This window comes from Mycoplasma simbae ATCC 49888 (genome assembly GCF_000702705.1).
Classification (GTDB): domain Bacteria; phylum Bacillota_I; class Bacilli_A; order Mycoplasmatales; family Metamycoplasmataceae; genus Mycoplasmopsis; species Mycoplasmopsis simbae.
On the sequence record NZ_JNJG01000008.1, the window covers coordinates 51805 to 73533 of the forward strand.

Below are 21729 nucleotides of genomic sequence, written 5' to 3' on the forward strand. Positions count from 1 at the left end.
AAATAAACTAGGGGGCATTATGCTAAATAAAGACAAAAACGTTACCACTCTTATTAATCACCTAAAATCTTCTGGTTTTGTTTTTCAAGGAAGTGAAATTTATGGTGGTTTGGCAAATACTTGAGATTACGGCCCACTAGGAGCAACTCTTAAAGACAATATTGAAGCTGTTTGAAAACGTTTCTTTATTAAAAGTGAAAAAAATAACTTTTTACTAGATTCTAAAATTTTAATGAATCCTCAAGTTTGAGTTACATCTGGTCACGTTGTTAATTTTAATGACCCATTAATTGAAAACCAGGTGAATGGCAAAAGATATCGTGCTGATAAGTTAATTGAACAAATTGACCCAACTATTGTTGCTGAAACATTGACTTTTGAAGAAATGAAGCAATTTTTAGAGCAACATTTACACGAATACGAGGGTGCTAAAACTAAATGAAGTGATGTTCGTAAATTCAACTTGATGTTTGAAACTAAACAAGGTGTAACTGAAGAAACTAAATCAAAAATTTACTTGCGTCCAGAAACTACCCAAGGAATTATGGTGAACTTTAAAAATGTTCAACGTGCAATGCGTGCAAAAATGCCCATGGGAATAGGGCAAGTTGGTAAAAGTTTTAGAAACGAAGTAACACCTGGAAACTTTATTTTTAGAACACGTGAATTTGAACAAATGGAACTTGAAGTCTTTTGTCATCCCGCGCAAGCAGATCAACTATTTGACTATTATGTACAAAAATCGGTTGATTTTGTTCGTTTATTAGGCTTAAGTGAGCAAAACACACGTCTTAGAAAACACGATGAAAAAGAGCTTTCACACTACTCTTCAGCCACAAGTGATATTGAATACTTGTTCCCATTTGGTTGAGGCGAGTTATTAGGGATTGCTAACAGAACTAATTTTGACTTAAGTGCACACCAAAAGGCAACTGGCGAAAGTTTAGAGTATTTAGATCCAACCACAAATGAAAAATATATTCCTTATGTTATTGAACCTTCAATGGGTCTAGATAGATTAATGTTTGCTCTTTTAATTGAAGCTTACGACGAAGAAGTTTTAGAAAATGAAACTAGAGTCGTGCTTAGATTAAGCAAACAATTGGCTCCTTATAAAGTCGCAGTGCTTCCGCTTGTTAAAAAACTTAATGATAAAGCACAACAAATTTATGAGCAATTATTAGCTCAAGGTATTGATGCTGTTTATGATGAAACTGCGTCAATAGGTAAAAGATACCGTAGACAAGACGCAATTGGTACTCCTACATGTATTACAGTTGATTTTGACTCTCTTGAAGACGAATGCGTTACTTTAAGAGATCGTGATAGTATGGAACAAAAAAGAGTAAAAATTAGCGAAATTTTAAACTACATTTAATATGAATTCAAGCCTGAAATCGTTACATGAACAAATTGTTTCTCAACTAGATATTGTTGAGGAAGTTAGCAAATACATAACTTTGTCTAAAAAAGGTCAAAGTTATGTTTGTTTATGTCCTTTTCATGATGACTCTTCACCTTCAATGAACGTAAGTTCAAGTAAACAAATATTCAAATGTTTTGCGTGTGGTGTTGGAGGTGATGTTGTTAGCTTTGTTTCTAGATTCAAAAAAACCAGCTATGTTGATACATTAAAACAACTCGCTTTGGAACATAATATTGAAGTAAGTTCAAATCTGTTTTATGAACCTAAAAGCAAATACACTGAACAAGATTTAGCAGTTTTGGATTTACTTGAAAAAGTTAACTCATTTTATAAACTTGAGTTCAAAAGACTCAAAAATACTGAACTAAATGAGTTTTTTACAAGTAGAAAACTTGATAATGATTTAATAAACGATTTTGATATTGGCTACGCCAGTGGCGAAAATTTCCTTAATTTTTTCAAAAGTGAATTAGAAGCCAATCCATTTTTATTTGTTAAGGCAGGATTAATTAATCCCGAAAATAAATTAGCACTTTTTTATAACCGCGTGATATTTGGGATTAGAAATAGCGAAGGTAAAATTGTTGGTTTTAGTGCACGTGCTCTGCAAAAGGATATTAAACCTAAGTATGTAAATTCAGCGGAGTCAAATTTATTTCAAAAATCAGAACTTTTATACAATTTTTATAGAACAAAGTCTCATTTTGATCAAAATTCACTAATAATTGTTGAAGGCTTTTTTGATGTTATAGCTCTGCATAAAATTGGTATTTATAATTCCGTTGCCCTAATGGGAACAGCGCTCACCACTAAACATTTACGTTTGCTTAATAATAAACAAATCACAATATTTTTAGATGGCGATCAAGCAGGTCAAAACGCTTCGCTAAAAAACGCAAAATTTTTAATCGAACATGGTTACGACGTTAAAATTGTTGTCAATAAAACGCGTTTAGATCCTGATGAAATTATTATTCAATATGGACCCCAATATCTTAATGATTTACTAAAGCAAGCTCCAAATGCATTAGATTTTATTTATGATTACTTTAAAACGCAATTCAATTTAGTTGCTGGGCAAAATAACAATTTAAATAGCATTCAAAACTTTATTAGCAGTTTTGAACCGTATTTAAAAGGCGTAAAACAAAATATTGCTCATTTTTATGCTTCGCGAATAAAAAACGATTTTAATTTTGAAGTTAATTTTGATGCAAATATCAATTCAGACTCAGATGAATACAGCTTACCAAATGAATATGATTTTGTTGATACTGGTGAATTTTTAGCACATGATTTTGTACCTGATTATGTGCCACAAAGCGACATAAAAGATTCATTTGACCCTAACACCTATACACTTGTAAATAAATCGCTTCAGTCTAATAAAAAAATAACCCTTGGCTGAGTAGATCGCTTGTTTTATGTGTTGCTTGAACATCCTAATTTAATATCTTTATTTTTGGAGCGCGAATCTAAAGACATAATGAATTTGAGAGTTTTTGATGATTATAAGCAAGATATTTATGAGCAATTAAAATCTGGTCAGATGAATGCTGAACAATTGCAGGACAGCAAAAATAAATTAACTCACAATAATGAATATTTAGAAGAATATGAACAATTTATGAATGATTTTACACAAAATAAAGCAGATTTGCATAATTTACAAATCAATTTAGATTTGCTTTATACAAACGCTTTAAGAGAATGTGATGATAAATATATTGAGACAACGAAAAATCCTAAATTAATCCAAACTATTTCAGCTAATGCCGAAATGTTTGAGGAACACACACAAACAATGCTACGCATTAATAGGAGGAAAAAATAATGGCAAATGAATTAGAAACTGTCGTTAAATTAGTTGAAAAACACGCCAAAAAAGAAGAAAATCAACAACTTTCACAAGCTCAAGTTTATGAGTATCTTGATGAAATTAAGGTTGAAATACCTGACGAATTAATGGACGAGATGTTAGAGCTTCTACACGAAAGAGGTGTTATTGCTGATGATGTTGACGCTGGCGATGAAGAAGAAGTTGGCGAAGACGATATTATTGGCGAAATCAACGAGAATGGTGATGACGAAAGCGCCGAAGTAAGTGATGAAGACGAGCAAGGCTTTAAAAAACGTACCGATGTGCAAGAAGAAGAATTTGACGTAGATGAAGATATTGACTCTTCAATCAACATTGATGATTATGATGATGATTACACATCGGAATATGGTTTTAGTGATGATTATGAATATTCAGATGATTCAAGTTACGCTGAGGAAGATGAAGAAGAACTAATTGAGCGTAAAGAAAGAAAAAATACTAAAAAAGAATCAAAACGTAAAAGTTCAAAAGATATTACTGACGAAGATTTAGAAATTGAAACATATGATGATGAAGAAATTGACCTTTCAAAAGATGATGGCTCAGTTTCAGCCAACGAACTAAGAAACAAGCTAACTGAAACTAACGACATTGTTAAATGATACATGCGTTGAATTGGTAAATACGGTAAACTTTTAACCAAAGAAGAAGAAGAAAAACTTGCCCTAGAGATGGAAAAAGGTGGTTTTAGAGGCAAAAGAGCGCGTGACAAGCTAATCAAACGTAATTTGCGTTTGGTTATCAATAATGCCAAAAAATACAAAAATAGAGGTTTAAGCTTTATTGACTTAATTTCTGAAGGTAACTCGGGAATTGTTAAGGCTGTTCAAAAATACAATGTAAGCAAAGGCTTTAAATTCTCTACTTATGCTACTTGATGAATTCGTCAAGCCATCACTCGCGCTGTTGCGGACCAAGCTAGAACTATCCGTGTACCAGTACACATGGTTGAAACTATCAACAAAATCACCAAAATTGAACGTGAATTGCACCAAGAAAATGGTACCGAACCTTCTGATGAGGAAATAGCAGCAAGATATGGTCAAGGCTATACAGCAGAAAAAGTTAGATACATTCGTAAAATCAATATCGATCCAATTTCGCTAGACAAGCAAATTGGTAAAGAAAATGATTCATCATTTTCAGATTTTGTTAAAGATGAAAGTGTTGTCAACCCAATTGATTATGCTTCACAAGAAGAATTGGTTGACATGTTAAATGAAATCTTAAATGAATCATTAGACCCAGACGAGAAAAAATTAATCTGTAAACGTTATGGCGTTGGTGTAGATGAAAATGGTAATAAATATAGCATCACTCCATTAGAAGAATTAGCCAAAGAACGTAACGTTTCTAAGGAAAGAATTCGTCAAATCGAAAACAAAATATTGAGAAAACTTAAGAATTGCACTCGTAAAGGCAAACATTTAAAGGATTTTTTTAGATAATGCAAATTAAAAAAGTTACTTCATTTCTTTTAGGTTTATACCCACTGAGCAACGCGGAAGAATGAGACCCTGTAGGTTTTGCTCCTAAATTCGCCCTAAGTGAAACCATTAAAGGAGCAGTTGTTGCAATTGATTTAACAACTGATGTGCTTCAACAAGCTATTAAATCAAAAGCTAATTTAATAATTGTTCACCACCCATTTAGATTCGCAGAAACTTGACAAGATGAGTTTAAATTAGCTCCTTACAAGAAAAAAATCTACGAGCAATTAAAAAAATATCGCATCAGTGTATTAGCTTTGCACACAAACTATGACAATAATACCAATGGAACTTCGCACCAAATAGCTAAAAAACTAGGTTTTGGCAATTCTATTGTTTCGTATAAAAAGCCTTACCCAAGTGTAGTTGAAGCCTTCACTGGCTTAAGTGAGCTAAAAATGAAATTTGAACATTTACTAAATCTTAAGCAAATGCGTACAAATGTCAATGATACAGCCAAAAAATACAGAAAAATAGCGTTTTTATCAGGCTCAGGTGGAGCTGATTTAGCTTATGAATTAAGCCAAAACAAGGTTGAATTAATTATCACTAGCGATATTAAATGAAATGAATGACTTTTATACCGCGAACACAACATTGATGTGCTAGAAGTTTCGCATTTAGATGAACAAGTTTTTGTGCATCATATTTGTCAACAACTAAGCCGTGAATTTAACGATTTATCAATTATTCCTGTTTTAATGCAGGAACCATATAAGAATTTTTAGGAGTTAAATATGGATTTTTCAAGAATATTTAGAATGCAAAAAGAGCTAGATCATGCTATTAACTCCCGCGATGATTTGCATCATGTTGACCACACCGAATGACAAGCTAAATGATCTTTAGCCTTGCTGGTCGAATTTGCTGAATTCGCCAATGAAGTTCAATGCTTTAAATACTGAAAAAAACATATAAATGTCAATCATGATGCTGTTTTAGAAGAATTTGCCGACGTGCTACATTTTTTAGGTTCATACGCTTACCAACTTGATGTAAACCCAATTATTGAACCTAAAATTGTCTCAAAATTTCCTACAGATCAAATTCTTGAAATATTCAGAATTGCAAGTAGCGCTAAAACAAACATCACCAAAGAAATTATTAGTGAATTGCTTTCTCTATCTTTAGGTTGTGCCAAAATGCTAAATTATAGCGATGAAGATATCATGAAATGATACGAAGTAAAGAACCAAAAAAACTTTGAACGTGTCAAAAACCATTACTAAAAATCCAATAAATTTGTGTATAAAACAACAAAAAAATCAACTTTTGCGAGTTGATTTTTATTATGGCAATATGGTAATAGCTTGTATTTTATTATTGTGTTTTTCTATAGTATTTAGCTCAAGAACTACAGCATTAAATTGGCACTCGTTATCCGAAATTTGAAATTTGCTCATTGCACCATAGCGCATGTGTTCATAAACTTGCTGAAAATTAGCTCCAATAGCACTATTGTAAGGACCTACCATACCGGCATCACTTATAAAGCAAGTGCCTTTTGGCAACACTCTGGCATCATTAGTTTGCACATGTGTATGGGTTCCGCAAACTGCGTCAACTTTGCCATCAAGATATAATGCTAATACCACCTTTTCACTTGTGGTTTCACCATGAAAATCAATAAAATGAAAGTCTGCTTTTTCACTGTGTTCAACCACAAAATCAGCAGCATCGAAAAAATTATCAGCGCTTTCATGTTTTCAAGGGCGAAGCAACTTATTGAATGCAATGCCCATTAGTGATGTTACTCTAATACTAATCCCGTTGTTTAAGCGAAAAATATTTGAACCATGGCCTGTATATGAATTTGCAATATTTAAAGGTCTAATCACATCTTCATTATTAATGATTTCAAAAATGCCTTCTTGTGCTCACACGTGATTTCCTAGTGTAAATACGTCAATACCTAAAGATTTAAGCACATCATAATCACGCTTAATAAAACCTTTACGATCAGACACGTTTTCGGCTTGAGCTATTGTGAAATCAATATTATATTTATCTTTAATGCTTTGAATGTGTTTAGCAACAGTTTCAATGCCAGGTTGAGCAAAAATGTCGCCAATAAAAAGTATATTTATTTTTTTATTTAACATATCCCTCAAATCTACATATATAATAATAACAAAAATATATTTATTGGAGAACAAATGAGTCAAGAACAAAGAAAAGATGAAACATTAATGCTAATTGCAAAAATTTTCATCATTATTACAATGATACTAACATTTTGATTAGTATTTCCGCTAGTTATAGGTTTTTTAGTATTAAACAAAATCAAAAAAGGATTTTTAGACAAAAACGACCGTATTGTTTGAGGTGTTATTACACTTTTAACTCTTTCAGTAGTTTCTGGCGTTTTAATCCTAGTATCAGAGTAAAAAAATCATTCGCGAGAATGATTTTTTAAACAGTTTTTTGTTCAATTTCCTGTAAAAATTCAGTATTTTGTTTGAATAAATCCTTCAATGCTTTTTTGCCCTGACAAAGATTTTCCCCTTGATAAGCGTATCAAGAACCTTTCTTTTCAATTACATTTTTTTGGCACGCAAGTTCAATTAATTCACCCAACGCATCAATTCCTTGACCAAACACAATCTCGGTCTGGAATGTTTTGAAAGGCGGTGCTAGTTTATTTTTAACAACCTTAATTTTTACATCGTTACCAATAATTTCTTTGCCTTCAACAATTGAAGATACTCTTCTAACCTCAATACGTACAGATGAGTAAAACTTCAATGCTCTTCCACCTGTGGTGGTTTCCGGGTTGCCAAACATAACACCAATTTTTTCACGAATCTGGTTCACAAAAATAATAGTTGTGTTTGTTTTATTTAATGTTGCGGTTATTTTACGCAGCGATTTAGACATCAACCGTGCGTGCAAGCCAATTTGATTATCACTCATTTCTCCATTTAATTCTGCTTCAGGTACAAGCGCTGCTACTGAGTCAACAATGATTAAATCAATTGCTCCGCTTTTAGCTAAATAATCAACTATATCCATTGCTTGCTCGCCACTGTCTGGCTGCGAAATAATTAACTTATCTAAATCAATGCCTAAATTTACTGCATAATTTGGATCAATTGAATGCTCAGCGTCAATAAAGGCAGCAATTCCGCCACGTTTTTGAACCTCCGCAATCGCGTGCAAACATAGTGTTGTTTTACCGCCGCTTTCAGGACCAAAAATTTCAATTATACGCCCCTCTGGATAACCTCCAATTCCTAGTGCATCATTAAGTAAATATGAACCTGTTGGCACTACATTTACAGAGTGTGCGAGGTCATTTTGATCAAAAAAGGCTATAGCTTCTGAACCAAATTTTTTAGTAATTTCACTAATGGTTTTTTTAATTGTTTCGTCTAATACTTTGTTTTCCTTTTCCATTTTTTCCTTTCACACTCTTATACATTTTTCTGTTTAATGATGTGTACAAAAAAACTTTTTTAACATTTTAATACATTTTTTTCAATAATTTATAAGCAAACAATGCTAAGTTATCAAAATGCTTAAAATTCATCCAATATAATTGTACAACTTTGTTAAAAACCACAATAAATCGCTGAATTTGCTTATTTTTTTTAAAAAAATACTCACATTTTTTTGCTCTATGTTTATAATTCGGAAAAATTCACAATATATATATATATTATTCCCGAGCTAACCGGATAAAAAATAACGTTTTAATGCATCTGAATTATAAAATAATTTGCTTTAAACCATTAGAAATATCATAAAAATTAAAGTTATAGCTTCCGTTAGGTACAGCTAAAATAGGCTTTGCTTTATCTTTTCTGCAAGCTTTAAGCAGCTTTGCAAAATTATATGCTCCGTTCTTTGGTTTAACTTGAATATATAGCAATTGTGATTCCTTAAATGCGATTAAATCCACTTGTTTTCCTGCATCATATCCTAATGATGAGGTTAACACAGTGTACAAACATCGCTCTAAATGCGTTTTAACGGCGTTTTCACGCTGGAAATTAACAAAGCCATAATAAAACATTACCGACCATATTTTGCTCAATTCTAGACGGTTATATCGATTGTGCTTTTTAAGTCATGCAATTACTCTTTTTGTAAAGATTGATGAATATTTGTTCCTGAACTCATCAAACGTTTTAGGCTGTTCATTTCATAATATAAATTTAATATTAAAATGTATTTCACTAGGGCTGGGGAAGGGTTTATATTGTTTCATAAAAAAATTATAAAACAAGCTAAGCCTTGCGACTTAGTTTTGTTCTTTCTCATGTTTGTTTAATCATTTTTAAGTATGGCGGGTTATCATCGATAGTGGTTTTTAATTTAGCAACATCAGCAAACAACGATTTTTGTATATTTTCCATATTATCGCCCATTATATTTAAATCATCACTTACATATCGTTGCGTGGTGCTTACGCTTTTGTGTCCCGATAATTTACTAACAATATTTATATCGGCTTTATACTTATTTACACTCCAGGTAATAAAAGTATGGCGTAACAAATGTGCGTGTATTCCATTGGTAAAATTAGGTACATTTTGAAAAACAAATTTTCGAAATAATGCAAAACAGTTTTTAATTGTCTTAGATTTTAAAATTTTAACAGTTCCATTTGATAGCATTTCACGCATCTCAATATTATCTTCATCTAAACTTGCTATTCTTGTGTTATTATGTTTTAATGCTTTAAAATAAATCTTAAAACCGTTTTTAACAAATACTTTAAAATCGATTATATCAATTTCTGCACATCTGATACCAGTAAACAATAAAAACTTAAATCAAAAAGTAAAATTGTCATTACCAAACAATTCTAATTGTTCAAATAATATTTTTAATTCTTCATCAGTATAAGCACGGCGGGTTATTTGTGGGCTTTCTACTTTATATAAATCAGTTAAATCAATAAAAACTTTGTTTTTGTCACTAATAAACTTTAAAAATAGTGTAAAAACCGTTTTATAAAATCTCTTCGTTGCGTTTGTATATTTATCATTTCTCAAAATGCGGTTAATGCGTTCAATTAAGTCATCTATGTTTTGGCAACCAGTAAGCATATTTGTTAAAATTTTGTAATTTGTTAAAGTGCCTTTTGCAAGATAATTATTATCAAGCTTTTTATTACAATGCTGCATAAACAACTCAATATGCTGATCAATGTTTATTTTAATATCGTTATTCATTTTTATTTCTTCCTTTTCAAAATTTAGCCAATGATTTTTTAGACATTAACACAAGCATTGGAGTGTGTCCTTCAAGTTGTCAAATTGTCCAAATATCTTTGTTTTTATTTGCTTTTGCAAATGATCCTAATTCATAGGCTAAAAATAACGCTAAATGCTGCATAAACGTTTTAAAAGGTTGATATATTCAGCCGTTAACATGCTTATTAATTTCAAAATGCTTATCAGTAATAGTTATTATTTTGTCTTGTAATAATGTTTGCACCAAATTATTAGTTGTATTAGTTTTTTTATTTGTATCATAATCTTGATCTAATAAAAAACCTAAATAGCTTTTTCACTCTTTAAACATAGTTTTGTTATTAGTTAATGCTTTGTCCAATGGTCTCACGCTATAATTTTTAAATAAATTAACCTTAACGTATTTGTGTAATTGTCTCTCTAAAAAAATCATTATAAAAAACCTTTCGAGCGTGTTTTCCCTTTGAAAACGACGCCCGAAAAGTCTATAAACTAAGTTGTGTTATGATAAAAAACGGTTTTTACTATCAAAATAAACACATTTAAGTTATAATAATTTCGAGCGTGTAAGTGAAGGTTACACGCTTCTTTTTATTATTTTAATTTTGCTAAAAGAAAAAGGCGGATATTGTCCGCCTACTCCTTGATTTTGTAAAGGTATAATTGCAAGGTGAAGGCTTTCAATTAGCAACATTATTATAACACTAATTAGGGACAAAAAAATATATTTTAAAAAAATAAAAAAGAGGACTCCAACTTGTCCTCCGGTGAAAATGAAATTACATGGGTTGGTATAATCACAAAACCAATATTATTAAATTACGTATTGTTAAAAAGGATGGTCTAAAAACGTTATTTTATGTCACGCAATTTTATCAAGGAGTGGATAGTGCTTTTTTCTATCCGTCAATATTATATAATAATATTGAGTAATATAAAAAATAACGGTTTATTACGCCGTTATTTTCTTAATTTAATTTATTTTGTAGCTTTTTTCCTCGGTTTTAGGTTCTTCTACAGCTTTTTCTTCAATTGGTTCAGCTTTTTCAATTGTTTTTGCTGGTTGAAATACATTTCCCGCAGCCTGGAACATTTGGGCAAGTGTATTATATTGTTGTTTGAATTCATCAACGGATTTTAGTTCTTCGCCTAATCTTTGGGCTTCTAATTTAGCTATTTCAATTTCCTTATCTTTGCTTAAGGCGTATTGTTTAGCTAATTCTAATTCTTTTTGTAGTTCCATAATTTTATTAGCATCTCTATTATCATCTTCTTTAGATTTTGCTAATTGTTTTTCAAGTTCTTCAAAATAAATTTTTTCATTCTTTTGTTCATATGCGGTTAATTTGGCTTTGTAAAGTCTCATTAAATCCTCATTGGTTTTAATAATGTATTCATTTTGCTTAATAATGAATTTAAGTTCCACAATTTTAGCTGATAGTTCTTTTTCTTTGTTGTTGAACTCTAATCTGTCCGTTTCAATTTGCTTATAAAGTTTTTTAACTTGCTTTCCTGTGCCAAATTGGCGAATCAATACAGCAATAAAACCGCATAAAGCAAAAAAGATACCTATAAATTGAATTATATTTTCTACTGTTATATGTCAACTCATTTTATTCTCCTATGTTAGTTGATATAAGGTTGCTCTTATAAAATCATAATCATGCTGATCTTGGTTATTGTATAATGAACCATTTCATAGATGCCATATTCTACCGTCTGAATCTAGTTTAAAAAATGCTAATGATGTTAATGAAGATACATCGGGGTTATTTCCTGTGTACATTGTAAAAATCATTGATGCTTCAGTGCCTAACATACTTTTGCTAAAAGTAAATGTGCTTGTCACGGGTTTTTTGCTGGTTTTCTTAGTTTCAAGCCGTAATAACAAGGCACTAGAATTATTTACAGAATTAAAGTTAAATTTGGCATTTCCGTTTTCACTTAAAAGCACATCAGATAAATAAGTTCATTCTTTTCTAACTTGCGATGCATTGTTACTTTCCAAAGTTGCCACTCTGCTTGTTAAACTCGATACACTCGAGCTTGAGGCAAGTGTGCTTGCTTTTCTGTTTATTGCATCATCAACATAGGCTTTGTTTGCCACTTGCCTATTGTTAGTTGGGTTATTAACGCTAATATTTCAATTATTAATTGTTCTTGCTGTTGAATTTAAATTATTAGACGTTAAAAAGCCTTTTGAATTTGATCAAGTGTTTGCTTTGGCATCAAAATTATTATTGGTTACAAAACCTTTTGAATTGCTTCAAGTATCGGCTTTTGTATTAAAGTTTGATGTAGTTACAGTATTGGCATAATTATTTGCGATAGTTGATTTTATTTCGGTTATATCTGATTGTGCAATTTCAATATCGCTTGATATATCGTTTATTTCGTGCCCGATGTCATCGCAACGTGAATCTACATCAGCAATTGATGATGATAATTCAGCATTCTTTGTTATATATTCCTGGCTTAGTTCATTAAATCTTCTAAGCGTTTCAGCGTCCGCTTGGCTATTAGCTTGTAAACTTAGTCTAATTTGTGCCATTTCGTTTTGTTGATCTTGGTCAACACTTTTAACTCTAGCTAGTTCTGACACAAGTTCGCTTTGCTTATCTCTTAATGTGCTTGTAGATGCGTCAAAATTGCTTTGTAGCGTGTTAATTTGCCGGCTCAGGCTATTTATATCATTTATTTGTTTTTGGCTTAAATTTGAGGCGTTAGCGTTAATTGTATCAATTTGTGGTTGCAACTGCAGCAACGCAGATAAAGGAATTGAATTTTTAAATTCTTCAAGTTTATTTGATACTTGCGATATTCTTGCCTTAATGCTCTCTCTATCTAAATCATTTTCTGCATCTAATGTTTTAGTAATTAGTGATACTTCCTCTTTTAATCCTGAAAATTTGTCAACTATAAAATGAGTTCAACTAAACTCCGCTTCCTCATCAGTGTTTCAAGTATACAAATTTAAAAATGCTATGGATTTAGGATTTAAATAGTCACTAAAGGTTATAAATTTATTAGAATCATTTGTCAAGCTAAAACCATTTGTGGTGTAGCTTTTCCGGTTTGCAAAATCAGGATAAGAATTATTTGTGATTCTATAACTTAATTCACAATATACCGCAGATTTAAAAGCCTCTAACCGTGGGGTATCGGTTAGCGTTGCAGCAATATTATTTTTGCCTACCATTTGTAATTTTGTGAAATAGTTCTCAACGAATAAATCGCACGTTCTGATAATATCATTAGCTAAAATATTAAAAAACTTGTCCTCAGTTAATGCGGGGTTAAGTTCTTTAAATTTCAATGGTATTTTTATATTTGCTTGGTCAAAAAATCATTTTTGCTTAAACTCTGATAAAGTAATACCTATAAATTGTGTATCTATCATTTTTGACCTTTCTTTCTGTTTGTTATTCCTCTAACAACTTTTCTTTTTCAGCTTGTTTTTTTGTATGCATCCATACCGGTTTTAATTGCAAATCAACTATTAGACGTTCAGCCACTTTTGGCAACACGAATTGCTGGGTTTATATATTTCAACCTTAAACCGCTTGTGCTTGCTTCTTTAATTCCTGATAATATCTCATTAGCATTTCAATTTTTAGATCAGTTATTTGAATTATTTAAACTTTTAGCGATGTATTCAATACTTTTAATCGTATAAAACATATTAGATATAAACGTTGCATATAAAGGCAATTTGCTTTTGGCTAAAAAAGCACTTTTATTACGCAATATATAACCAACATCTCAGCCTCACGCAAAACGGTTTAAATAATAACGCCCTGGGCTTTCAACTTGTAAAAGTTGCATAACTTCTTTAATATTTTTTTGGAATAAAAACACGGGGGCTTTTTTATTAGTTGCTAAGGGCTTAAAAGTAATTAAAGCATTTACTCCACCTATATTTCAAGGGTTATATGATTTATATATTTTTAGTTCTTTTAATCAACTTGACTCAATAGGAATTCCTTTTATAGAATCTTCAAATGTTTTATTAGTTGCTTTAATTATTTTTTTAGGTATTGCTTTATCGATAAAACTATTTCATGTTTTAGATATTTTGGCAAAAGGTTTTTTTAATGCAAGCTCAGTTAATTTTCTTGCAGCATATCTTGGAGACATAAGCAAGGTTAAACTTGTACGTGCATAATAAACAGTTTTTTGTGCTACATCAAGTATTTTTTTAGATTTATTAAAAATTAGTTCGCTTTGCAAGCTACTATTTTTCATTTTTAAATTGTTTATTAATTCTTTAGTGCTTGCTCTGTTTTGCTTATTGAATAAAGATCTAATATTCAAGTTTTTTCAGTTTGCAAGATCATATACCGTTTCATCTACTTGATTATATACACTACCGAATTTATTTAATTCAATAGCATTCTTTTTAAATATTTTAGATATGCTTGTATTGTCTGAAATATTATCCGCAACAGAATAAAAGCGGTTATATTTAACACTGTTTGCAAAATGCCTTATACCTTTAGTTATAAACGGTATTGCATTAAACAGTGTGCTTATACCTAATTCTTTATAGTCAATATTACCGTTATTTTGGATTATGTTAAAAACAACATCAGCTACAGTTTGTAAAGCAAAATCTAAAGCTAAACCAATACCCGGAATAACTGCGTTTGCCGCTTCACTAACTGCAGATAAAACAATACTAACTCCTGTTCTCACAATTGCTCATAAGTAGGAGTTATTGTTAGTTGCTGAAGCGTTATTTTTTAGTTGTAAAGAGGTGATGCTAGTATTTAATGTTTTGTTATCATAAACTAGCATAATTATTAAGATTTAGCTACAGTTTGGATTGTTGAGGTGTACGCAATCCCGTATAAATCCATAGCTTCAAAATATAGTGCATAATCATTTGACGGTGCTAGCTTATCAATATTAGATGCGATAACATCGATCATTGAAGGGGCGGTAAAGTTAGTTGCCACCAAAATTTCAGCAGATGCTAAGTAAGGGCAACCAACAATTGTGTATCCGCCTAATTTGGTAATAGCTCCTGCTCCCTCAGTATAAGCTTGTTGTGCGAAATTACCAATAATTCCAGATTGTGCTAGCTTCAATAAATGTTCTTCCTTAATGAAAATTACAATATCATCTTTTGCTACACGTTTCACGCCTTCAGCTTCGCTTTTGGTATTTTGTACTTTTAGTGCTGTGTCCGCTACTAATTTTCATAAGTTTTGAGGGGTTAGCGAATCAATATCTGCTTTAACTGTTTTTTGTGATGTTAAAGTTAATGCTTTTGTTTCTAAAGCTTTAAAAGCTGTTTCTTCGTGTAATGTTAAAAAGTCTTTTAATGCTCTTTCTAATTTAACAGGTGCTACATTTGGTAAACCTCTTGCCATATCCGCAGCGGTAAAACCTACAGCTTGGTATTTAGGTTTTTGTCAATTAATCGTAATAGGTTCTAATTTTGGGGCTACAACTTCTTTGGCTCCTACGCCTTCTTTATCTTTGAATGCGTGTCCGATGTTGCGTAAAAATGTTGCTGAAGCTCTATTTACGTCTTGCAATGGTAAATTTGTACCTAATAAACCGAATAGTGATTGAGATGCTGTAAAATCAGCAACTTGTCCTAATTCAGATTCTGTTAAGCTTAAGTTGTCTGTTCCGTTTTGTTTTGTGGCGAACAGTGCTTTAATAAATTCCATTATTTTCTCCTTTATTTAATTCTTCTTGAACCAACATTAAAGCGTTCCGAGTTAATAGAATAAGTTTTATTTGTTTCATTAATTTCGTTAGGTAAAACTTCGTTTGCTTTAATATTGTTATTTTTTGCATATGTTTGAACGCTTGAAGCTAGATTTTTAAAATCAATGTCATTAATATCTAGAATGTTTTCGCCTCATGAATCAATTGGTAAATTCAATTTTTCCCACGTGGTTTTTATGTCATTGTTTAATTTTTCATTAAAACTTTTTATAGAGATTTCTAAATCAGTATTTTTTTGTTTTAATTCCTGGCTTTCAATTTTTAATGCGTCAATTTCGTTTTGTTTGTTTTGAACTTTAGACTTAATATATGCGGTTAAGTCATCTTTATCTGAGAAAAGCCCATAAAATCCCAGCGAATCCGCTAATTCTTTTGTGCTAGCGTTTTCTTTTAAATTTAATTTTGACATCAACAAATTAACGTCAAGTTCAAGTGCTGATGCTAATTTTTCTAATTGTTTCATTCTCTACCTTTTCCAGGGCGTTAGTTCCCTTGATTATTTAGTTTTCAATATATTTAATTTTTAATTCTTGTACATTTTCATTAAAAAATATATGCTCAATTCCTGATATTTTTAATTTGCCGGGGATTCAAACACCCTTGACAATCATTTCTTTGTTGTGTGTTTTATCCATTTGTGGCAATGTATAAAGCTCATAAGGCTCAACTCAATTTAATGTTCCGACATAGTTAAAATAATCTTCATAGCCGTATACATAATTTTTTGATTGCATTTCGCTTATTTGGCTATTCTCTTCGTCTGCTTGGCTTGTCCCTATTTGCAACTCAAGACCGGTTTTAGTTATTATTTTTTCAGTTGCAATTTGCCCTTCTAACACTGAGTTATAAAAAGGCTTCACAGTTTTGACAGATAATTCTATCCCAGTCTGAGCGTCCGCTATTCCTATTTCTCGCTCATAACTATGTTCTTCAATTGAGTTATAATGAACTTCATAGGATAAGGAGTCTTGATATTGCACGGTCCCACTATAAACCGTTTCAACTTCTTTTACTTTCACTAAATTATTTATGATTGTGTAATTTTCACCTTCTTGTGTTCTTATAAGCTCATTTAATTTTTTAAATGTTAAAAAATAATATTTTATTGTTGTGTGAGCTTCTGAACCTGTTCTAGTGGGTTCTCCTAACTCATCATAATTAATATTTAATTTAATTTTTTTTCTATCAATTAAATTTTTATGTATGTTTTTAAATTTAAAAAATGATTTATATGTTTGCTCATTTTCGTAATATGTGCTTTGCCATTGCAATTTTTCAAATGGTCAACGGACTAAAAATTTGTAATGATCAGGCGTTATTGTGCTCATACTATAAGAATAATTGCCGGCATTAAAATTATTTTCGCTAATCTCTTGCAATGAATTTATAACCTTGTTAAATTTTTTGTCCACTAGTACGTTGTATTGTTCGTTGCTTGCTCGTGATCCTAAAATTCCTAAATCAAAATAATTTGACTTCAGAGTAAAAAATCCGTCATATTCAATATAAAAAGGGAATACATTTTTATGTTCGTTAGTGTAACCTCCATTTACGCAATAATCACTTGTTAAAAAACTTGAACACAATAAAATAAATGTTCTGAACTCTTCGCTCGTTCATTTGTTATCCGCTGAATTTTCAAATTCTCTTAATGCATAGTTTGTATATTGTTTTGAATCATTACCGCCATAAATAGTTTTTTGAAAATTGGTTTTATATTCTTCTGATTTGCCTAAAAAATTAGTTTCAATGGTTTTGGCGTTTTGGATAATTTCTTCTAACTTCTCAAAAAGTTTTTTAAAGCCCGCTTGCTCATTAAGTGTATTTATTTGTGCTGTGCTAGGATTGGTTATTCTCATATCCGCCATTTTTGTATTTTCAAAAAATTTAAAAAACGGTAAAAACATTTTTTCAGCATTCCTTGTTGTGTCAACAGGGTGAACTAATATTGGGCTAGTTTTTTCTAAATCTACAAGTTTTTTAACTCCGCTAACTCCTAATGAGTAAACGTTAGACACTAAAGAGGCGTTATGAAGCGAAATAAGGGGGTTTTTAGCGTGTTCACGTGTTAAGACGATATAAATATCATTTGATGCTTGGAACGCCTCAAAATCGCTAATTATAGCTACGCTCGCCGCTTCATCGGGATTTTGTGGGCTGCGCGTTACATTTATTTGTTCCACTACATATTTTTTATTAGTTAATTTATCCCATAACATCGCAAAACCGTTTTTGTATTCTATTATCTCGCTAAATACAACAGTATGCTTAATAATTGGGCTTTTGCTATTTGTGGGATTAATAAAAGTGGTATCACTGATAAAAGCTTCTACTTCTTTTGTTTTCTGACTGTCTCAAACAATGATATTAACAGAGTAAGGTTTAATTGATATATTTTCATCTGTTTGAAAAAATTCAAAACGTCTTAGCGTGATAGGTTCGACTAATTCTTCAATGCGTTCTAATGTTTGCATTTACTCCTCCGTCTTTTTCATCTGGATATTTACATTTTTGTTTTGAATCATTTCAGGGCTAAATGCATATTTTTTGTTTCATGCTGTTGAACCCGTTATATAAATTTTTTCAACATCTGAATTTATAAAGCTTTTAAAAAAATCTATTAGTTGCATTTCCCTTAAGTTCGCCTTATGCTCGATATAGTCTTCAAAATCGCTATTAATTTGCTGTGCTTCGACGTTGTGCATATTTTTAGTTCCAAAATCGCTAGAATCATTTTTTAAGAATGCAAATTTTTTAATTAGTGAAATAGTTTTATCAACTTTAGGAATTAGAGTTAAGGATTGGCTTTGCCCCTGGATTGATTGTATTGGATAATTTCCGTATAGACTATTTTGGGGTGGTAATGTAATAACACGGTTTGATATATCTTCCGTTCCTGCGGTTATTTTGTCAGCGATAGTTTTATTTGATTCAATAAAAATTCAGGGTGCTGAAATATATGAATCTTGCAACAGTACACTTAAATCTCGATTCAGCAACTCAAAATATTCTTTATTTACTTGTTCCAGGTCTCCAAGCTTAGTTGAATTATTAAAAAATATTTTGTATGGTATTTTAGTAGTTTGTAGGGCTGTATATCCGTGATAGTTTTTTAATTTATCAAGAATATCTAACTTTTGCCTATTTTGCATTAAGTCTTGATAATTAACTTTAAAACTAAATTCAGGAATGTCTGAACCTATAGGAGCGCTTCAGGTTTCGATAACTTCGATTTGAGTTATGCCACTATTGAATTTTAGACTAACTTGTAAATACCTAATCTCGCCATTGGTTAATACATAATCTAATACTTCGCCAACAATAAAGTTATCACGCAAACAAGCAATACCTTTTGCGTATAATAACGATTCTAACTTTTGCAAACTGATTAAATTGTCTGGCGTTATTGTAATTTTATCTCCGCTTGTTGCGTATATTTCCGGATAGTTGCTTCAGAGTGTGTTTATGGTTGTTTGGCTGCCATAATTTAAAAATTGCTTTTTACTGTCAGGTTTTATTTTTTCTAATTTGTTGTGAGGCGGTTTTCTTAAGTTTATTAATCCGTCAATTAAGTTTTTACTTACTTCACTTTGTAATGCCATTTGCTAACCTCCTTGTTTAATATCATTGTTTTTCTTTCATTGTGCCGTTTTCTCATTTTGCTAAATATCTCAATTGGCCGCCAGGCTTGAATAATTTCTCTTCGCCGTGTTTTTTATTGTTTCATCACATTTGCTCGTGGCAAATGTTACCGTTTATATAAAAAGTTCTTGCGATCCCGTGTTTAGCTGATTTAACATATGAGACTTCAGACATAATTTTTCCGTTCTTGTGGTATTGATAAGATTTTGTGCTGTTTTCCATTTTGATTATTCCTTGTACTCTCCATTTGATTTATATATGTATTGATATTTAAATACAACGCTACACGCCATTTCAAAAGCATTAATCAAATCATATATGCGGGGGTTTATATCTTCGTTGCGCTTATCTTCGTTTCAATCTATCGCTTGAGATGCTAATTTTTTAACTAAGATTACACTTCCGTTATTTAAAAACTTGATTAGCTTATTTTGGAATAATCATTTTTGCCACCTTTGGCGATCAGCAATTCCGAATGCCTGTGAAGGCTTGCGCACTGCTGGCACAGCAATTGAATTAATATTTAAAGTATTGAATTCTATGTTTAAGGCTTCTATAGTTGCATTATGATCAGAATAAATTGTGCTGGTATAACCATTAATAAATTTTTCATTAATGTAATTTATGCCTAAAGCACTTTCAATTTTTTCATTAATGGTTTGCACGTGTTTTACAACTAGTTTTATAATCTCTCGATTTATAAATTGGGTTTTAACTTTTTTAAGTTTGGTTTTAATATCCTCTATCGCTTCAATTACAACTAAATCTCCGCTTTCAAATAAAGCAACCGTGCAAATGCTGGCATTATCGTGAATTCCATGGTCATAGCCGTGAAATATTCCTATAGGTTTATTAGTTTGTAACATTTCATTAAATTTTTTATATCCAACTAATCTAACGATATCTTTTCGATATTCCCCTTCATCGTCAAACAGTATTGAATTCATAAAATAATTTAAATTCTTAGGTTTAAAGTTAAATGCAAAACCAACAACTGTAATAACTCATAATCGATAGTTAGTTTCCCTTAAGTCATCTAACATTTTCATTTGAATCATATTTAAGTTTTTTTTAGGTATGAAATATTTAGAAAACATAGTAACGATTAATCCAACACCGTTTTTATAATTCATATCTTCACGTTGAATATAATGATTTTTGATTAATTCTTCTAATACTTCATTATTAGGTTCTTCATTATCATTAACAATTGGAATAACCAAATTATGATAATCAGTTATTAGAAAATGTTTTAAAGTGAATATGTTATATAAAAACGATACATTAATATTTTTACTGTGTGAATTATTACTTTCTCTTAAAACAGTGTTTTGAATTAGTAATGGTAATTTTTCTAATTGCTTTTCATATATCTCTTCTAGCTCGTGCGGTAACTTTTCACTATCCGATACATCTTCGATTGGTTCATCTACTACTAACTCTCCAAAATAAAATGTAGGTTTAGATAATGTTAATCCCTGGAATGCTTGAATCTTTTCTCAGTTTTGAAAAAATATAGCTCTTCCTTGTCCTTCATCTGGATAATTTCAATATACAGCTTCATTTGTAATATTAAAACAATCTCGATAATCTAAATTATGTTCTTCAGCTAAAAAATTTAAAACTTTAGTTACCATTGGTTTTAAAGTTGTTTTTATATGGTTATATTGATTTCTACATCATACTGAACAAAAATCTTTATCATTAACAATTCTATATATTGTTTCTATCATTCTTCCAAATGATTTTGATACACCTTTAGCTCCTGAATATATTTTAAAAAATGCATTTGATTTATATGCTTTATATGAAGGATTATCTTCATTGTCTGTATAGTGTAATAACTGTTTTAATTTATCTTCACTAAAAGTAGGTAAATTTTGTAATTTGCTTAACATGTAATAACCTCTTAACAATTGCTTAACTAAGCTATTGTTAGTGTACTTAACTTTAATAACTTTTAATTAATGTTAAATAAATTAATAACTTAGATTAATTTAATACTGCTTGCGTAGCAAGCACTTGTTTATATATGAATAATTTATTATTTATATATAAACACACACATATATAAGTAAGTAAGTTAAAAACTTACTTATCCTATAATGAAGGTTCAAGTGCAACACTTACTTTTATTATATTACAACGTGCAAACTCATGGTTGAGCACGTTGTTTTTTATTTATTTTAATTAGAAAATTCTCGGTTTGTAAAACCGACATAAATTTGTGCAACAAATTTTCTTAGTGTGATTACACACTAACAGAAGAATAACGTTGAAAAACTTCTTTGGATGTTTTTCAACCTAAAATTTCTCTTGGCATATTGTTTATTGAATCGATGTACT

Annotated in this window: 20 protein-coding genes; 6 read left to right on the forward strand and 14 right to left on the reverse strand. The window is 30.8% G+C overall.

What is annotated here, in order from left to right; translation table 4 throughout:
• The first annotated feature begins 19 nt into the window (after positions 1–19).
• The 5 genes from T329_RS0102705 to T329_RS0102725 are packed head-to-tail and all read left to right on the forward strand — an operon-like array spanning position 20 to position 6027.
• Positions 20–1378 (forward strand): glycine--tRNA ligase, encoded by a 1359-nt coding sequence (locus tag T329_RS0102705; RefSeq protein WP_029608901.1) that lies wholly within the window; start codon positions 20–22, stop codon positions 1376–1378.
• Between the two features lies 1 nt (position 1379).
• Complete coding sequence (gene dnaG / locus T329_RS0102710) at positions 1380–3260, forward strand: DNA primase (protein WP_029608902.1); 1881 nt, start codon at positions 1380–1382, stop codon at positions 3258–3260.
• Positions 3260–4756, forward strand: a complete 1497-nt coding sequence (locus T329_RS0102715) for an RNA polymerase sigma factor (protein WP_029608903.1) — start codon at positions 3260–3262, stop codon at positions 4754–4756. Before dnaG ends, T329_RS0102715 begins: the two co-directional genes overlap by 1 nt.
• Entirely contained in the window at positions 4756–5526 is a 771-nt protein-coding gene (locus tag T329_RS0102720; protein WP_029608904.1) for a Nif3-like dinuclear metal center hexameric protein, read from the forward strand. Before T329_RS0102715 ends, T329_RS0102720 begins: the two co-directional genes overlap by 1 nt.
• 9 nt (positions 5527–5535) lie before the next feature.
• Positions 5536–6027, forward strand: a complete 492-nt coding sequence (locus T329_RS0102725; protein ID WP_029608905.1) for a dUTP diphosphatase — start codon at positions 5536–5538, stop codon at positions 6025–6027.
• Between the two features lie 60 nt (positions 6028–6087).
• On the opposite strand, the gene T329_RS0102730 is transcribed toward T329_RS0102725, so the two are convergent.
• The gene (locus T329_RS0102730; protein WP_029608906.1) at positions 6088–6900 is read right to left on the reverse strand and encodes a TIGR00282 family metallophosphoesterase; all 813 of its coding nucleotides are present in this window, start codon (positions 6898–6900) and stop codon (positions 6088–6090) included.
• Positions 6901–6954: 54 nt separating this feature from the next.
• Between T329_RS0102730 and T329_RS0102735 the strand changes: the two genes are divergently transcribed.
• Positions 6955–7185, forward strand: a complete 231-nt coding sequence (locus T329_RS0102735) for a hypothetical protein (RefSeq protein WP_029608907.1) — start codon at positions 6955–6957, stop codon at positions 7183–7185.
• 25 nt (positions 7186–7210) lie between these two features.
• Here T329_RS0102735 and recA read toward each other — a convergent pair whose 3' ends face one another.
• The 13 genes from recA to T329_RS0102800 all read right to left on the reverse strand — a co-directional run bounded on the left by recA (position 7211) and on the right by T329_RS0102800 (position 21281).
• Positions 7211–8194 (reverse strand): recombinase RecA, encoded by a 984-nt coding sequence (gene recA / locus T329_RS0102740; RefSeq protein ID WP_029608908.1) that lies wholly within the window; start codon positions 8192–8194, stop codon positions 7211–7213.
• A 310-nt stretch (positions 8195–8504) separates the two neighbouring features.
• Positions 8505–9008 carry a hypothetical protein gene (locus T329_RS03875; protein ID WP_156933791.1) on the reverse strand — a complete coding sequence of 168 codons (504 nt, stop codon included), beginning with the start codon at positions 9006–9008 and terminating at the stop codon, positions 8505–8507.
• 19 nt (positions 9009–9027) lie between these two features.
• Complete coding sequence (locus T329_RS0102750; protein ID WP_029608910.1) at positions 9028–9978, reverse strand: tyrosine-type recombinase/integrase; 951 nt, start codon at positions 9976–9978, stop codon at positions 9028–9030.
• A complete protein-coding gene (locus tag T329_RS0102755; protein WP_029608911.1) occupies positions 9971–10432 on the reverse strand; it encodes a hypothetical protein in 462 nt (153 codons plus the stop codon). The genes T329_RS0102750 and T329_RS0102755 overlap by 8 nt, the downstream gene beginning before the upstream one ends.
• A gap of 540 nt (positions 10433–10972) precedes the next feature.
• The gene (locus T329_RS0102760; protein ID WP_029608912.1) at positions 10973–11611 is read right to left on the reverse strand and encodes a hypothetical protein; all 639 of its coding nucleotides are present in this window, start codon (positions 11609–11611) and stop codon (positions 10973–10975) included.
• Positions 11612–11620: 9 nt separating this feature from the next.
• Positions 11621–13399, reverse strand: coding sequence for a hypothetical protein (locus T329_RS0102765; protein WP_029608913.1), 1779 nt, complete (start codon positions 13397–13399; stop codon positions 11621–11623).
• Positions 13393–14796: a hypothetical protein gene (locus T329_RS0102770; protein ID WP_029608914.1), complete on the reverse strand. Its 1404-nt coding sequence runs from the start codon at positions 14794–14796 to the stop codon at positions 13393–13395. Before T329_RS0102770 ends, T329_RS0102765 begins: the two co-directional genes overlap by 7 nt.
• 5 nt (positions 14797–14801) lie before the next feature.
• On the reverse strand, positions 14802–15680 hold the full coding sequence (locus T329_RS0102775; RefSeq protein ID WP_029608915.1) for a hypothetical protein: 879 nt from the start codon (positions 15678–15680) through the stop codon (positions 14802–14804).
• An 11-nt stretch (positions 15681–15691) separates the two neighbouring features.
• Complete coding sequence (locus T329_RS0102780; RefSeq protein WP_029608916.1) at positions 15692–16204, reverse strand: hypothetical protein; 513 nt, start codon at positions 16202–16204, stop codon at positions 15692–15694.
• A gap of 37 nt (positions 16205–16241) precedes the next feature.
• On the reverse strand, positions 16242–18215 hold the full coding sequence (locus tag T329_RS0102785) for a hypothetical protein (protein ID WP_029608917.1): 1974 nt from the start codon (positions 18213–18215) through the stop codon (positions 16242–16244).
• Positions 18216–19343 carry a hypothetical protein gene (locus T329_RS0102790; RefSeq protein ID WP_051630145.1) on the reverse strand — a complete coding sequence of 376 codons (1128 nt, stop codon included), beginning with the start codon at positions 19341–19343 and terminating at the stop codon, positions 18216–18218.
• Positions 19344–19359: 16 nt separating this feature from the next.
• Positions 19360–19605, reverse strand: coding sequence for a toxin-antitoxin system YwqK family antitoxin (locus T329_RS0102795; protein WP_029608919.1), 246 nt, complete (start codon positions 19603–19605; stop codon positions 19360–19362).
• 5 nt (positions 19606–19610) lie between these two features.
• Complete coding sequence (locus T329_RS0102800) at positions 19611–21281, reverse strand: hypothetical protein (RefSeq protein WP_029608920.1); 1671 nt, start codon at positions 21279–21281, stop codon at positions 19611–19613.
• Between the last annotated feature and the right edge of the window lie 448 nt (positions 21282–21729).